General features: G+C 66.5%; 13 protein-coding genes and 1 pseudogene. 9 read left to right on the plus strand and 5 right to left on the minus strand.

Features of this window, described 5'->3' with window-relative positions; genetic code table 11:
- Window positions 1-61: 61 nt before the first annotated feature.
- Entirely contained in the window at window positions 62-1885 is a 1824-nt protein-coding gene (locus tag G6N38_RS27665) for a helix-turn-helix domain-containing protein (RefSeq protein ID WP_179968454.1), read from the plus strand.
- Here the strand turns inward: G6N38_RS27665 and G6N38_RS27670 are convergent.
- The 4 genes from G6N38_RS27670 to infC are packed head-to-tail and all read right to left on the minus strand — an operon-like array spanning window position 1868 to window position 3918.
- Complete coding sequence (locus tag G6N38_RS27670) at window positions 1868-2641, minus strand: TrmH family RNA methyltransferase (RefSeq protein WP_163751295.1); 774 nt, start codon at window positions 2639-2641, stop codon at window positions 1868-1870. The genes G6N38_RS27665 and G6N38_RS27670 overlap by 18 nt on opposite strands.
- 29 nt (window positions 2642-2670) lie before the next feature.
- A complete protein-coding gene (gene rplT / locus G6N38_RS27675) occupies window positions 2671-3060 on the minus strand; it encodes a 50S ribosomal protein L20 (protein WP_011780528.1) in 390 nt (129 codons plus the stop codon).
- A gap of 48 nt (window positions 3061-3108) precedes the next feature.
- Window positions 3109-3303: a 50S ribosomal protein L35 gene (gene rpmI / locus G6N38_RS27680; RefSeq protein ID WP_108059557.1), complete on the minus strand. Its 195-nt coding sequence runs from the start codon at window positions 3301-3303 to the stop codon at window positions 3109-3111.
- A 12-nt stretch (window positions 3304-3315) separates the two neighbouring features.
- Window positions 3316-3918 (minus strand): translation initiation factor IF-3, encoded by a 603-nt coding sequence (gene infC / locus G6N38_RS27685; RefSeq protein WP_163752487.1) that lies wholly within the window; start codon window positions 3916-3918, stop codon window positions 3316-3318.
- A gap of 300 nt (window positions 3919-4218) precedes the next feature.
- Between infC and G6N38_RS27690 the strand changes: the two genes are divergently transcribed.
- The 5 genes from G6N38_RS27690 to G6N38_RS27710 all read left to right on the plus strand — a co-directional run bounded on the left by G6N38_RS27690 (window position 4219) and on the right by G6N38_RS27710 (window position 10402).
- Window positions 4219-4554 (plus strand): DUF1844 domain-containing protein, encoded by a 336-nt coding sequence (locus tag G6N38_RS27690; RefSeq protein ID WP_163751296.1) that lies wholly within the window; start codon window positions 4219-4221, stop codon window positions 4552-4554.
- Between the two features lie 45 nt (window positions 4555-4599).
- The gene (gene lysX / locus G6N38_RS27695) at window positions 4600-7926 is read left to right on the plus strand and encodes a bifunctional lysylphosphatidylglycerol synthetase/lysine--tRNA ligase LysX (RefSeq protein ID WP_163751297.1); all 3327 of its coding nucleotides are present in this window, start codon (window positions 4600-4602) and stop codon (window positions 7924-7926) included.
- Window positions 7927-8013: 87 nt separating this feature from the next.
- The gene (locus G6N38_RS27700; protein ID WP_163751298.1) at window positions 8014-9423 is read left to right on the plus strand and encodes an alpha/beta hydrolase; all 1410 of its coding nucleotides are present in this window, start codon (window positions 8014-8016) and stop codon (window positions 9421-9423) included.
- 5 nt (window positions 9424-9428) lie between these two features.
- Window positions 9429-9674, plus strand: coding sequence for a PspA/IM30 family protein (locus G6N38_RS27705; RefSeq protein WP_163751299.1), 246 nt, complete (start codon window positions 9429-9431; stop codon window positions 9672-9674).
- The gene (locus G6N38_RS27710) at window positions 9671-10402 is read left to right on the plus strand and encodes an SDR family oxidoreductase (RefSeq protein ID WP_163751300.1); all 732 of its coding nucleotides are present in this window, start codon (window positions 9671-9673) and stop codon (window positions 10400-10402) included. The genes G6N38_RS27705 and G6N38_RS27710 overlap by 4 nt, the downstream gene beginning before the upstream one ends.
- Here the strand turns inward: G6N38_RS27710 and uvrA are convergent.
- The gene (gene uvrA / locus G6N38_RS27715; RefSeq protein ID WP_163751301.1) at window positions 10399-13305 is read right to left on the minus strand and encodes an excinuclease ABC subunit UvrA; all 2907 of its coding nucleotides are present in this window, start codon (window positions 13303-13305) and stop codon (window positions 10399-10401) included. The two genes, G6N38_RS27710 and uvrA, sit on opposite strands and share 4 nt — an antisense overlap.
- Window positions 13306-13423: 118 nt before the next feature.
- Between uvrA and G6N38_RS27720 the strand changes: the two genes are divergently transcribed.
- The 3 genes and pseudogenes from G6N38_RS27720 (at window position 13424) to G6N38_RS27730 (ending at window position 14874) form a co-directional block, all read left to right on the plus strand.
- Window positions 13424-14101, plus strand: a complete 678-nt coding sequence (locus tag G6N38_RS27720; RefSeq protein ID WP_163751302.1) for an MBL fold metallo-hydrolase — start codon at window positions 13424-13426, stop codon at window positions 14099-14101.
- 145 nt (window positions 14102-14246) lie between these two features.
- Window positions 14247-14471, plus strand: a pseudogene (locus tag G6N38_RS30890) (TNT domain-containing protein); the annotation flags it as partial.
- 58 nt (window positions 14472-14529) lie between these two features.
- Entirely contained in the window at window positions 14530-14874 is a 345-nt protein-coding gene (locus G6N38_RS27730) for an Imm63 family immunity protein (protein WP_163751303.1), read from the plus strand.
- Window positions 14875-14884: the final 10 nt, after the last annotated feature.

Raw genomic sequence — 14884 nt, forward strand, 5'->3', positions numbered from 1 at the left:
AAGAGACATATTTCTCACTTATTGATGTCTGACGAGACACTCACTGCGGCACAATGGACCGATGGCTGCCCCACCGTCGGCTCAACGACCAGGACTGGAATTGCTGACCTGGCTTGATGCGCTGGGCGTGCTGAGTGCGGCGGCGACCGCGGATGCCGACGTCGAACAGGTGCTCAGCCTGGTCGCCGACACCGCACGGACACTGCTCGGGTTCGACTTCTGCGGTGTCCTGGTGCCGGATCCGCCGCGCGACCGGCTGCGGATCGCCGGCTGGAGCGGACTCTCCGACGACTACGTCGAGCGGGTCAACTCCGACCGGCCGATCCAGCTGGACAGCACCTCGCCCTCGAGCCGCGCCTTTCACACCGGCACGCCGGTGGCGATCCGCGACGTGACCGCCGAACCGGAGTTCGCGCTATGGGCCGGTATCGCGCGCGAACAGGGCTACCGCGCAATGATCGCGGTGCCCCTGATCGCCCACAACGAGGTACTGGGAACACTCAACGGCTACTACGCCCCGATCCACACCTTCACCCAGCACGCCGTGCAACGCATGACCCTGCTGGCCAACCACGCCGCCATCGCACTGACCTCAGCCAACCGGCTCGACGAGCTGCGTTCGCTGAACGTGTCGTTGCTCGAACAGCGGGACGCATTGCGGCGCTCCGAACAGATCCACCAACGACTGCTCAACGTGACGCTGCGCTCCGGAGGACTGGACGGGATCGCGGCGACCCTGCGGGAACTGATCGGTCGGCCGGTGCTCATCGACGATGCCCGCCACGGTGTGCTCGCGCTGGCCGGTGACGGCGACCGGTTTCCCGATGCGGCGCTGCGGGCCTCGGCACTCGAGGGCAACGACGACGCCGCCGGATCAACACCGGTGCTCGTTGGCGGCGACCACGACGGGGAGGGCGACTCCGTGTTCGTCAGCACTGTCCGTTTGGGCAGCGAGGTCGTGGCGCGAATCTGGTTTCCTGCCAACGACTCTCCAGCAGATCCGATCGATCTGCGGGCAGTCGAGCACGGATCGCTTGTGGTGGCCCTGGAGTTGCTTCGGGCCCGAACCGCGGTCGAGGTCGAACATCGGCTGCGCGGTGAGCTTCTGGCCGACTTGTTATCCAGCCGAACAGCCCCACCCGAATCGCTGCTACTCCGGGCTCAACGCTTAGGCCATGATCTCAGCCTGCCGCACGTGGCGATAGTGGCCGCGCTGGCAGGGCAGGCGGACCCCCGCAGCTACGAGCGGGCGCTCGCACAGGTGTCCAAGCTCGCATCCGGCTACCGCCCCCGCCCATTGGTCGCCATGCACGCAGGACACATCGTCGTGCTGTGGCCGCTTGAGGCCACTCCAGTCCAGGCCCAACCGCCGGCATCGACCTCGGATCCACACCCCACCGCGGCAACTGTGGTGTTGCGAGCCCTGGAAGCGTCTCTTCCCGGTGTCGCGGTGACCGTAGCTGTCTGCGATCACGTGACCGGCGCCTACGGCGACTCCTACCGTATTGCCAAGGGAGCGCTCGAGATTGCAGTACGGGCCGGGCGCACCAACACGGTGGTCACGGTCGAGGATCTGGGCATCCTCGGCCTGCTCCTCCAGATCGACGACCCGGCCAAACTGAGCGATTTCGCTCTGCGCACCCTGGGGCCGGTGATCGATTACGACGCCAATCACCGGACCGAACTCGTTGCGACGTTACGTGCCTACATCTCGTGTCGCCGAGACCGAGCCGCGACGGCGACCGCATTGGTCATCCATCCCAACACAGTGGCCCAACGGCTGCGTCGGATCGAGAAACTCTGCAACCACGATCTCGACGACCCCGCGTCGGTCATGCACCTCACCGCCGCGGTGACGGTTCACGACCTAGCGGGGCCGCCCTGAGCCGGGCGTGGGTTCAGCGCGATGGACCCGCGCGCTCTGATACAGACAAATCGCCGCGGCAGCAGCAACATTCAAACTCTCCGCGCCGCCGGCCATCGGTATCGTCACCCGCTGATCGGCCAGTGCCGCCACCTCAGCAGACAACCCTTGGGCCTCCGCGCCGAACACCCAGGCCGTCGGCGGGCTCAACGCGGCGTCGTCCAGACTGACCTCGCCGTCCAGCGTCGTCGCCAGCACCTGCAACCCCGCACCGCGCAACTCTGCCAGCACCGCACCGGCATCGTCGGCGATCAGCACCGGCACCGCGAAGATGCTGCCCGCCGAGGACCGCAGGCACTTCCCGTTGTACGGATCCACACTGTGCCCGGCGAATACCACTGCCGCAGCACCCATCGCGTCGGCCAACCGGATCAGCGTTCCCGCGTTCCCGGGCTCCGACAGATCGACGGCGACTACCACGAGCCGTGGCGCAGCGGCCAATACGTCGGCGAGATCACCGTCGGGCAGCGTGCACACAGCGACCAGACCCGAGGGTGTCACCGTCTCCGACAGCGCCTTGGCAGCCCGCTCCGTCACCTCATGCACCGCCAGCCCGGCCAGCAGCTCCGCGTGGCGCTGCGCGGCAGCCTCCGTCGCGAACACCTCGAGCACAAGACCCCGGCGAGCCGCCGCCTCGACCAGATTCGGCCCTTCGGCCAAAAAGCGCCCAGCACGACGACGCCCGGTGTGGCGCTGCAATTTAACTGCAGCGACCACCCGGGCGGATCGTTCAGTGAGTGCCGTTATCAGGCGGCTTCACCGGAAGGTGCGTTGACATCCTCCGGCAGTGCGGCCTTGGCGACCTCGACCAGCGCGGTGAACGCGGCCGGGTCACTGACGGCGATCTCGGCGAGGTTCTTGCGGTCGACCTCGACGCCGGCGGCCTTGAGCCCCTGGATCAGCCGGTTGTAGGTGATGTCGTTGGCGCGGGCTGCCGCGTTGATGCGGGAGATCCACAGCTTGCGGAACTCACCCTTGCGGGCACGGCGATCCCGGTAGGCATAGGTCAGCGAATGCAGCTGCTGCTCTTTGGCTTTGCGGTAAAGCCGCGAGCGCTGGCCGCGGTAGCCCTTGGACGCCTTCAGTACTGTGCGCCGCTTCTTTTGGGCATTGAGTGCGCGCTTCACGCGTGCCATTGCGGTGTTCCTATTCTCGTTCGGTCAAAGGTTGAGGGGTTACGGCGCTTAGCCGTTCAGCATCGCGTTGACACGCCGGGTGTCGTTGGGCGCCACAGTGGTGCGGCCGTCGAGACGACGGGTCCGCTTGCTGGCCTTGTGCTCGAGCAGGTGGCGCTTATTCGCCTTCTGCCGCACGATCTTCCCGGTGCCGGTCTTGCGGAACCGCTTGGAAGCGCCGCTGTGAGTCTTGGCCTTGGGCATTGGTCCTCAGTTCTACGTGGTCTCAGGGTTTTCGGTGGGCTGTGGCTCAGCCGGGCGCCCAGCGGGGACGTCGGCGTCGTGCGCCGCCTTGGCGCGAGTCTTCGCGCCGCGGTGCGGTGCCAGCACCATCGTCATGTTGCGTCCGTCCTGCTTGGCGGACGTCTCAATGAAGCCGTAATCGGCCACATCGGCGCCCAGCCGCTGCAGGAGTCGGTACCCGAGTTCGGGCCGGGACTGCTCGCGGCCGCGGAACATGATCGTGACCTTGACCTTCGACCCCGCCTCGAGGAAGCGGATGACGTGACCCTTTTTGGTCTGGTAGTCGTGGTCGTCGATCTTGGGCCGAAGCTTCTGCTCTTTGACGACGGTCTGCTGCTGGTTCTTGCGAGACTCGCGCTCCTTCAGAGCCGTCTCGTACTTGTACTTCCCGTAGTCCATGATCTTGCAGACCGGTGGCCTGGCATTCGGGGCTACTTCGACAAGGTCGAGATCGGCATCCGCGGCGACGCGGAGGGCGTCTTCGATGCGCACGATGCCTACTTGCTCCCCACCCGGTCCGATCAATCGGACCTCAGGTACGCGGATGCGCTCGTTGACGCGGGTCTCAGTGCTGATGGGGCCTCCCTGGTTCGATTTCCTCTGGGGACCACCGCGGTGTCACACGTCGGGAGCAGCTGGGAACCTTCACACCACCAGCATTCTGCTCAAACGAACAGAAAGGCCCTGCAAAAGCAGGGCCCAATGCCGACCGATCACGGCTGCCGCCGCCTGCGAAACCGCAGAACAGATACCGTTGCGGTATCTGTGACCGGACCGCTTTACCTGCGGAAACTTCCGTGGCGAGCGGTGGGAGTGGGACTCCACTTGCTGTCCCTGGCGTACGCCGGGACGGTCGTGCATGCCAGTCTAGCAGGCATGACGGACCCCGAAAACATCCGCGAACTGGCCGACATTCCCGCCGTCGAGGTGATCACCCGCGCCGCGGTGATGCTGATGAGCGCCGCCGCCGAGAAAATCGGGTTGTCCGACCCGGATCCCGACGCCAGCGAACACCGCGACCTCGACGAGGCCCGCCGACTGATCACCGCGCTAGCCGGTCTGGTGACCGCCTCAGCCGAGTATCTCGGCCCGCACGCCGGCCCGGTTCGGGACGGACTGAAGAGTCTCCAGTTGGCATTCCGGGAAGCCAGTGCGGCGCCCGACGAACCCGGCACCGGACCGGGCGAAAAATACACCGGTCCCGTCTGGTAGCGCGGCACAGACAATTCGCACGCCGAGGGAATATCCTCGCGGCCTATGACCGTCACCACTAGTCGGCCAACGTCACGCTTCCGTTGGGTGCCTGCCGCAGCCGGCTGGATCATCGGCGTCATCGCGACGCTCTCGCTGCTGTCGAGCGTGTCCACGATCGTTCGGCACCTCATCCGGATGCCCCGGGAATTCATCAACAGCTACCTGTTCAATTTCCCGGACACCAGCTTCGCCTGGGCATTCGTGCTGGTGCTGCTAGCCGCCGCGCTCGCGGCCCGCAAGCGCATCGCCTGGTGGATTCTGGTGTTCTACATGGTGGCCGCGTCGGTATGGAACATCACCGACCTGCTCAGTGGCGACGAGACGGCGGCCGTGGACGCCGGCGAGGTCATCGGCTTGGTCTTCCACATCGCCGCGGCCGGCGCCCTCGTCCTGGCCTACAAGGAATTCTGGGCCAGGGTCCGCCGCGGCGCTCTGGTCAAGGCGGCCCTGGCGTTGGTGGCCGGCCTGGCCGTGGGCACGCTGATCGGCTGGATGGTGCTCGAATTCTTCCCCGGCACCCTGGCCCGCGAAGACCGCTTCTGGTACGCGCTGAACCGCGTCAGTGCGTTCGCCGGGGCTGGCGCCGAATCCTTCACCGGTCATCCGCACACCTTCGTCAACGCCCTGCTCGGTCTGTTCGGCGCGCTGGCGCTGATGGTGGCCGCGGTCGTGCTGTTCCAATCCCAACGCGCCGAGAATGCGTTGACCGGCGAGGACGAATCCGCCATCCGCGGTCTGCTGCAGGTGTACGGCAAGAACGACTCGTTGGGCTATTTCGCCACCCGCCGCGATAAATCCGTGGTGTTCGCGGCCAACGGCCGAGCCGCGGTCACCTACCGCGTCGAGGTCGGCGTCTGCCTGGCCAGCGGTGACCCGATCGGCGATCCGCGTGCCTGGCAGCAGGCGATTACGGCATGGCTGTCGCTGTGCCAGGACTACGGCTGGGCCCCTGGCGTGATGGGCGCGAGTTCCACTGGCGCCCAGGCATACCGCGACGCGGGCCTGAATGCCCTGCAGCTGGGCGATGAGGCGATCCTCTACCCCGACCAGTTCCACTTGTCGGGCCCGGACATGCGCGCCGTCCGCCAGGCCGTCACCCGCGCACGTCGCGCCGGGCTGACGGTGCGGATGCGGCGGCACCGCGACTTCTCCGCCGACGAGATGGCCGCGGTGCTGGCCCGCGCGGACGCCTGGCGCGACACTGAGACCGAACGCGGCTTCTCGATGGCGCTGGGGCGCCTCGGTGACCACGCCGACGGGGACTGCCTGCTGGTCGAGGCCGTCGATGGCGGCGATACCGGCGGGCAGGAAGGCAGCGACCCGGGGTCGGGCGAAGTAGTCGCGATGCTCTCGCTGGTGCCGTGGGGCAACAACGGATTGTCACTGGACTTGATGCGCCGCTCGCCGAAGTCCCCCAACGGCACCATCGAGCTGATGGTCACCGAACTGCTGCAGAACGCCGAAGATATTGGCGTCAGCCGGATCTCGCTGAACTTCGCAATGTTCCGCGCGGCCTTCGAACAAGGCGCCCAACTCGGCGCGGGCCCGGTCGCTCGACTGTGGCGGGCCATGCTGGTGTTCTTCTCGAAGTGGTGGCAGCTGGAGACCCTGTACCGGTCCAACATGAAGTACCAGCCGGTTTGGGTACCCCGGTATGCCTGCTACGAGGACGCGCGGCTGATCCCGCGGGTCGGTGTCGCCTCGGTGATCGCCGAAGGCTTCCTGGTGCTGCCGTTCTCCCGGCGCGGCAAGCAACACACCGGGCACTATTCGGCCGTCCCCGAAGACCTTGCCGCCACCGGGCGGCTGCACGCCGACGGCAGCGCGCCCGATCCGGACGAATCCGCCGAGGAGAAGTCGGGACACACACAGCGACTTCCCGACCAGGTGCGCGTCCGGATGGCCAAGCTCAAAACGCTGCAGCGCAACGGTGTCGACGCCTACCCGGTCGGCCAGCCCCCCACCCACACGATCGCGCAGGCACTCACCGCCGATGACACCGTCACCCTCAGCGTCGCCGGCCGGATCCTGCGGGCCCGCGACTACGGCGGCGTGGTGTTCGCCCAACTGCGGGACTGGTCGGGCGACGTGCAACTGCTGTTGGACAAGGCCACGCTCGACGGCGCCACCGAGGACTTCGCCGCCGTCGACCTCGGCGACCTGGTCGAGGTCACCGGACACATGGGCTACAGCAAGAACGGCACCCGGTCGGTTCTTGTCGAGCAGTGGCGCATGCTCGGAAAGTGCCTGCGCCCCTTGCCCGACAAGTGGAGGGGCCTGCAGGACCCGGAGGCCAGGGTGCGGGCCCGTTACGTCGACCTCGCGATCAACACCGAAGCCCGCGATCTCATCCGCGCCCGCAGCAATGTCCTGCACTCGATCCGGGAAACCTTGTTCACCAAGGGTTTTCTCGAGGTCGAGACGCCGATCCTGCAGCAGATCCACGGCGGCGCCAACGCTCGGCCGTTCAAAACCCACATCAACGCCTACGACCTCGACCTCTATTTGCGCATCGCTCCCGAGCTCTACCTCAAGCGGTTGTGCGTCGGCGGTGTCGAGCGAGTCTTCGAGCTGGGCCGGGCATTTCGCAACGAGGGCGTCGACTTCAGCCACAATCCGGAATTCACCCTGCTCGAGGCCTACCAGGCACACGCCGACTACCGGGTGTGGATCGACGGTTGCCGGGAGCTGATCCAGAACGCGGCGATCGCCGCCAACGGTTCCGCGGTCGTGATGCGGCCCCGCGATGGCGCCCCCGATCAGCTCGAGCCCGTTGACATCTCCGGAACCTGGACGGTCAAGACCGTGCACGACGCCGTCTCCGAAGCCCTCGGCGAGCAGATCGACACCGAAACCGAACTGACCGAGCTGCGCCGGTTGTGCCACGGCGCGCACATTCCCTACCTCACCCACTGGGATGCCGGTGCCGTGGTGCTCGAGCTCTACGAGCGGCTGGTGGAGGACTGCACCGAGGCGCCGACGTTCTACACCGACTTCCCCACCTCGGTGTCGCCGCTGACCCGCCCGCACCGCAGCAAGCCCGGCGTCGCGGAGCGCTGGGATCTGGTCGCGTGGGGTGTCGAACTGGGCACCGCGTACAGCGAGCTGACCGATCCGGTCGAACAGCGGCGTCGGCTGCAGGAGCAGTCCCTGCTGGCCGCGGGCGGCGACCCCGAGGCGATGGAACTCGACGAGGATTTCCTGCAGGCGATGGAATACGCCATGCCACCGACCGGAGGTCTTGGAGTGGGCGTCGACCGGGTGGTCATGCTGATCACCGGACGCAGCATCCGGGAAACGCTGCCCTTCCCGCTGGCCAAACCGCGTTAGCCCGCGCAGGCGGATTCACAGCGACCGCCAAGGAAACGTGGTCACTATGAAAGCGTGATACCGGCTAATCACCAACACATTTCGTTGATGCACGGATGGTTGCCGCTGACGGTGCAGATCGTGGCCGGGCTCGTTCTGTTGTTGGCTGTCGGCTGGCGGACGCGCCGCTGGCGGCTGTTGTGGCTGCCGCTGGCGGCCCTCGTCGGCATTGGCGCCGCGTGGTATGCCCAGTGGAGCATCTCCAATGACGGACTGGCCGGCGATCCGGCCCCGCACCAGCTGTGGGTGTGGATTGCCGTGACCACCCTGGCCGCCGTGGTGGCGGTCGTAGGCTGGCGCAGCGCGCGTTGGTGGCGGCGCGGAGTCTCGGTGCTCGCGATACCGCTGTGCGCGCTGGCGACTGCCCTGATGCTCAACCTGTGGGTGGGTTACTTCCCGACCGTGCAGACCGCCTGGAACCAGATGACCGCAGGCCCGTTGCCGGACCAGACCGACCGCGCCACCGTCACCCAGATGGTGGTCCAGCACGCCGTCCCTGCCCAGGGCACCGTGGTGCCGGTGACAATCCCGTCGGACTCATCGCATTTCGCGCATCGCCAGGAACTCGTCTACCTGCCCCCCGCGTACTACGCCACCAATCCCCCACCCAAACTGCCCACGGTGATGATGATCGGTGGGGAATTCAATACGCCCGCCGACTGGCTGCGGGCCGGTAATGCCATCAAGACGATCGACGACTTCGCGGCCGCCCATCACGGCAACGCACCGGTCTTCGTATTCGTCGACTCTGGCGGATCGTTCAACAACGACACCGAATGCGTCAACGGCCCGCGAGGGAACTCCGCCGACCATCTGACAAAAGATGTTGTGCCGTTCATGGTCTCGAACTTTGGTGTCAGCACCGACCGAACGAACTGGGGCGTCGTCGGCTGGTCCATGGGTGGCACCTGCGCGGTCGACCTGACCACCATGCATCCCGACATGTTCAGCACCTTCGAGGACATCGCGGGCGACTACGCGCCGAATTCCGGCACCAAGACCCAGACGATTACGCGGCTGTTCGGCGGCAACGCCGCTGCCTACGCTGATTTCGATCCAGCCACCATCATGACCAGACATGGTCTTTACCAAGGCCTTTCGGGGTGGTTCGCCATCTCGGGCAATCCATCGGCCCAGCGCACGCCGCCAACGGTGCTCGACGCCGGCGCCAGTGGCCTCGGTGGGCGCGATGCCGCCCCGAGTCCCGGCGACCCGACGGCTGCCGCGAACGCGTTGTGCGGGGTGGGCAGTGCCAACGGCATCGACTGCGCGGTGGTGGCCGAGCCGGGTAAGCACGACTGGCCGTTCGCGGCGCGCGCCTTCGCCAGCGCTCTGCCGTGGCTGGCCGGTCAGGTCCACACGCCGGGGGTCGCTTCGGTCGCCCTGCCGGGGCCGCCGGTGCGCCCGCCAGGCCCGGTTACGATCGCGGCCGCAGGAGGTCCGCCGGGGGTACGGTAATTCGTATGCCCGACGAACCAGCCACCAAACCCGCACTGGATTCCGGCTACAGCGACTCCGGGGTGCCCACCTTCGAATCGGTGCAGGAGAAAATCGAAACGCGGTATGGAACCGCGCTCGGCTCAGCCGAATTGGCCGCCGAGACGCCTGAGGGCCGTACCGCCGAGGAGCAGTACGAGGCCAGGCAGAAGGCGGCCGCCGAGCGGCTGGACGAGATCCGCGCGTCGATGCACAAGCCGAATCAGCCTTGAGCGGGCCCATCGTCGCGATCACCGGCGCCAGCAGCGGTATCGGCGCCGCGACCGCGCGGCTGCTGGCCGGGCGCGGCGCGACCGTCGTCCTTGGCGCGCGCCGCGAGGATCGGCTACACGCACTGGCCGACGAGATTAGCGACGCGGGCGGCACAGCCCTGACGGTCGCCACCGACGTGACGCAGCGCGCCGACGTCGAGCGGCTCGTCGATACCGCCGTGCGGGCGTTCGGCCGACTCGATGTGTTCGTCGGCAATGCCGGCATCAGCAAGATCGGGCCGACCACCGATCTCGACGTGGACGGCTGGTCGGCGATGATCGACGTCAACCTGCGGGGGGTGCTGCACGGCATCGCCGCGGCGCTGCCGGTCTTTCGCCGCCAGGGCCACGGCGATTTCGTCACTGTGGTGTCGACGGCCGGTATCAAGATCGTCCCGAACATGGGCATCTACGCAGCCACCAAGAACGCCGTGCGCACCCTATTGGAGGCGTTGCGTCAGGAATCCACCGACGGCGTCATCCGGACCACGTCCATCTCGCCGGGCTACGTCAACACCGAGCTGGACTCGTCGATCGGAGATCCCGAGGCCCGCCGTCAGACTCGCGCGGCCATGGAGAGTTTCGGCATGCCCCCGGAAGCGGTCGCCCGAGCCATCGCGTTCGCGATTGAACAGCCCCGTGATGTCGAGATCGGTGACATCACCATTCGGCCGACCGTGCAGGGCTAGCTGACCTTGCGCCGCCGGGGCGCTCGGGAGGTCTTCTTGGGGGCCGGTGCGGCCAGCACGTCGGAGAGGAACGTCCCGGTGTAGCTCTCGGGCACCGCGGCCACCTCCTCCGGTGTCCCCTGGGCGACGACGGTGCCACCACCGGAACCACCCTCAGGCCCCATGTCGACGATCCAGTCCGAGGTCTTGATGACGTCCAGGTTGTGCTCGATGACGATCACCGAATTGCCCTTGTCGACAAGGCCGTTGATGACCTTGAGCAGCTTACGGATATCTTCGAAATGCAGACCGGTGGTCGGCTCGTCCAGGATGTAGACGGTGCGTCCGGTCGAGCGCTTCTGCAGTTCGGCCGCCAGTTTGACGCGTTGCGCCTCACCGCCGGACAGCGTGGGCGCCGGCTGCCCCAGCCGCACGTAGCCCAGCCCGACATCGACGAGGGTCCGCAGATACCGGTGAATCGAGGAGATCGGCTCGAAGAACTCGGCGGCGTCCTCGATGGATAGGTCGAGCACCTCGGAGATGGTCTTGCCCTTGTAGTGCACCTCGAGGGTTTCCCGGTTGTAGCGAGCGCCGTGGCACACCTCGCACGGCACGTACACGTCGGGCAGGAAGTTCATCTCGATCTTGATGGTGCCGTCACCCGAACACGCCTCGCAGCGGCCACCTTTGACGTTGAACGAGAACCGACCGGGTTGATAGCCGCGGACCTTGGCCTCGGTGGTGGCGGCGAACAGCGTGCGGATTTTGTCGAACACACCGGTGTAGGTGGCCGGATTGGAGCGCGGCGTGCGCCCGATCGGCGACTGGTCGACCCGCACCAACTTGTCGACATGCTCGAGCCCGTTGATCCGGGTGTGCCGGCCCGGGACCTGCCGTGCGCCGTTGAGCTTGTTGGCCAGCACCGAAGCCAGGATGTCGTTGACCAGCGTGGACTTACCCGAGCCCGACACCCCGGTCACCGACGTCAGCACCCCGAGCGGGAACGCAACGTCGATTTCGCGCAGATTGTGTTCCCGCGCGCCGATCACCGTGAGCTGCTTGCGCCGGTCGATCGGGCGACGCATCTCCGGCACATCGATGCTCTGCTTACCCGACAGGTACGCCCCGGTGATGGAGTTCGGGTTACGCAGTAGGTCGGCATAGGGCCCGCTGTGCACCACCTGGCCGCCGTGCTCACCGGCTGCCGGACCGATGTCGACCACCCAGTCCGAGTGCGCGATGGTGTCCTCATCGTGTTCGACGACGATCAGCGTGTTGCCCAAATCCCGCAGGCGCGTGAGGGTTTCGATCAGACGACGGTTGTCGCGCTGGTGCAGCCCGATCGACGGCTCGTCGAGCACATAGAGCACGCCGACCAGACCCGACCCGATCTGGGTGGCCAGCCGGATGCGTTGCGCCTCCCCGCCGGACAGCGTGCCCGCCGCGCGGGACAGTGACAGATAGTCCAACCCCACGTCGAGCAGGAACCCCAGCCGCGACTGCACCTCTTTGAGCACCTGCCCGGCGATGGCCGATTCCCGGCTGCCAAGCGTCAGGTCATTGAGGAACTTCGAGCAGTCGGCGATGGACAGCGCGGACACCTCGGCGATCGACAGCGCGCCGTGCTCCCCCGCCGCCAGCGTCACCGCGAGGATTTCCGGCTTCAACCGGGTGCCGTCACAGACCGGGCAGGGCACGTCGCGCATGAAGCCGTCGTAGCGTTCCTTCATCTGCTCGGATTCGGTCTGCTCCATGCGCCGGTGCAGGAAGGCCATCACGCCTTCGAATTCGGCGTAGTACGACCGGGTCCGACCGTAGCGGTTCTTGTAGCGGACGTGGACCTGTTCGTCGCAGCCTTCCAGAATCGCCTTGCGCGCCTTGGCTGGAAGCTTGCGCCATGGGGTGTCGATGTCGAAGCCCATCGACTCGCCGAGGCCCGCCATCATCCGGGTGAAGTACTCCGCGGTGTGGCCCATCGCCCAGGGCGCTACCGCCCCTTCGGACAGCGTCAGGTCGGGATCGGGGACCACCAGCTCGGGGTCGACCTCTTTGCGGATGCCCAGGCCGCTGCATTCCGGGCAGGCGCCGTAGGGCGAGTTGAACGAGAACGACCGCGGCTCGAGGTCGTCGACCGCCAGGGCGTGGCCGTTGGGGCAGGCCAGTTTCTCGGAGAACCGCTGCTCCCTGTGCGGATGATCCTCGTCCCGGTCGACAAACTCCAGCACCACGATGCCGTCGGCGAGGTTCAGGGCTGTCTCGACCGAGTCGGTGAGGCGCTGCTTGGCGCTGGCCTTGACCGTCAGCCGGTCAACCACCACCTCGATATCGTGCTTCTCCTGCTTCTTCAGCTTGGGCGGATCGGTCAGCGGATGCACCACACCGTCCACCCGGACCCGGCTGTAGCCCTGGCTGTTGAGCTTGTCGAAGAGGTCGACGAACTCGCCCTTGCGGGTGCGCACCACCGGAGCCAGCACCTGGAACCGGATGCCCTCGTCCATGGCCAGCACCTGGTCGACGATCTGCTGTGGGGTCTGCCGGGCGATTCGCTCACCACAGACCGGGCAGTGCGGAGTGCCGGCGCGGGCGTAGAGCAGACGCAGGTAGTCGTAGACCTCGGTGATGGTCCCGACGGTCGACCGCGGGTTGCGGTTGGTGGACTTCTGGTCGATCGAGACCGCGGGTGAGAGCCCCTCGATGAAGTCGACGTCCGGTTTGTCCATCTGTCCGAGGAACTGGCGGGCGTAGGCCGACAGCGACTCGACGTAGCGGCGCTGACCCTCGGCGAAAATCGTGTCGAACGCCAGCGAGGACTTGCCCGATCCGGACAGCCCGGTGAACACGATCAGACTGTCGCGGGGCAGGTCCAAATCGATGCTGCGCAAGTTGTGCTCGCGCGCGCCTTTGACGATCAGGCGGTCAGCCACTAGCGCCCCTTCCTGCAGGTATATGGGCACGAAGAAGCCGCCGAGAGGGCATTCCATCTCGTACACGGCTCATTGATCCCCATGCTATGTCGACCCACCGACAAGTAACGTGGCGGCCATGACAGTCGTCGACGACACCTACACCGGACACGTCGAACCGCAGGCCGCGGCCCGCCGGACGCTGCCCGGCGCCACCATCATCAAGATGTCGGTGGGCCCGATGGACAACAACACCTACCTGGTGACCTGTTCCCGGACCGGCGAGAGCCTGTTGATCGACGCCGCCAACGATCCGAACCTGCTGGTCGACCTGGTGCGCGAGCATGGCCCGAAGCTGACGCTGATCGTGACCAGCCACCAGCACGCCGACCACTGGCAGGCGCTGGAGGCCCTCGCCGCGGCGACCGGGGTGCCGACCGCCGCCCACCAGCTCGACGCCGAACCGCTGTCGGTCAAGCCGGACCGCTTCCTGGCCGGCGGCGACACCATCACCGTCGGCGATCTGGTCTTCGACGTGATCCACCTGCGCGGCCACACCCCCGGCTCGGTGGCGCTGGCGCTGCGGCCCAGCGGCGAGCGCACCGCCACCCACCTGTTCACCGGCGACTGCCTGTTCCCGGGCGGGGTCGGTAAGACGTGGGAGCCCGGGGCGTTCGAGCAACTCCTCGGCGACGTCGACAGCCGGTTGTTCGGCGCTTACGGGGACGACACCGTCGTCTACCCCGGCCACGGCGACGACACGAACCTCGGCGCCGAACGGCCACATCTTGACGAATGGCGTCAGCGCGGCTGGTGACTGGACCGGTCCTCGCGGTTGTTGATATCTATGAGTCAGCAGGTCCGAGGGAGATGGGATGTCGCTTCGAGGGGGCAGGCTGATCGATGAGGCACCGCCGAGGCGCTGACTGTCGCCGACATTGAGCGTCGGAATGCCGGTGATGCCCGAAAGTGTTGGCGGAGAATACAACCGTTACATGATCACCGGCAAACAGCTTCCCGACGGGTGGCAGATCGTCGAGGGGCCGGTACAACCTTGGTTCGGGCAGACACCCGCGCCTGGTGTTCCCCAATTTATGATTGTCGGCCCCGATGGAGCCAAGGTTCCAGTGCGGGACCTCCTTGAGGAAGGTGTGCTTGATCGTGCCGGGCCGCCCCTTGGACGCTAAGTCGAGCGAACTGCAAGCCGAGATCAATCGGGTCGCAGCGCAACTTGGTATTCGACCGATGACCGTTGGGTTGTTGACCAACGACGGTCTTAACGTCTACGTCGACGACGCCGGCCTGTACCACTTCACGTTCTACGAGCGCGGCCAGCTCGGATTCGATCGGGCGGGGAGCCTTGACGACGCTCTCTACTGGTACTTCGAAGACAGAGTCGCAGACGACGCGGCGGCATGGTCTGACCGCAAACAGCGATTTCAATACGAGTACGACGAACTTAGTCGCTTCAACCCGGAATGGGCCAAGCGCCGCGTCCGCGAATTGGCCGCAAACTTTCGACGGCGCCGCCCCGATGAGCCCAATCCCGAAGGCATTTCGCTGCTCCCCGATATCGGCGAGCCGCTGTGACGGGCGACTG

The organism is Mycolicibacterium helvum, assembly GCF_010731895.1.
GTDB classification, from domain to species: Bacteria; Actinomycetota; Actinomycetes; order Mycobacteriales; family Mycobacteriaceae; genus Mycobacterium; species Mycobacterium helvum.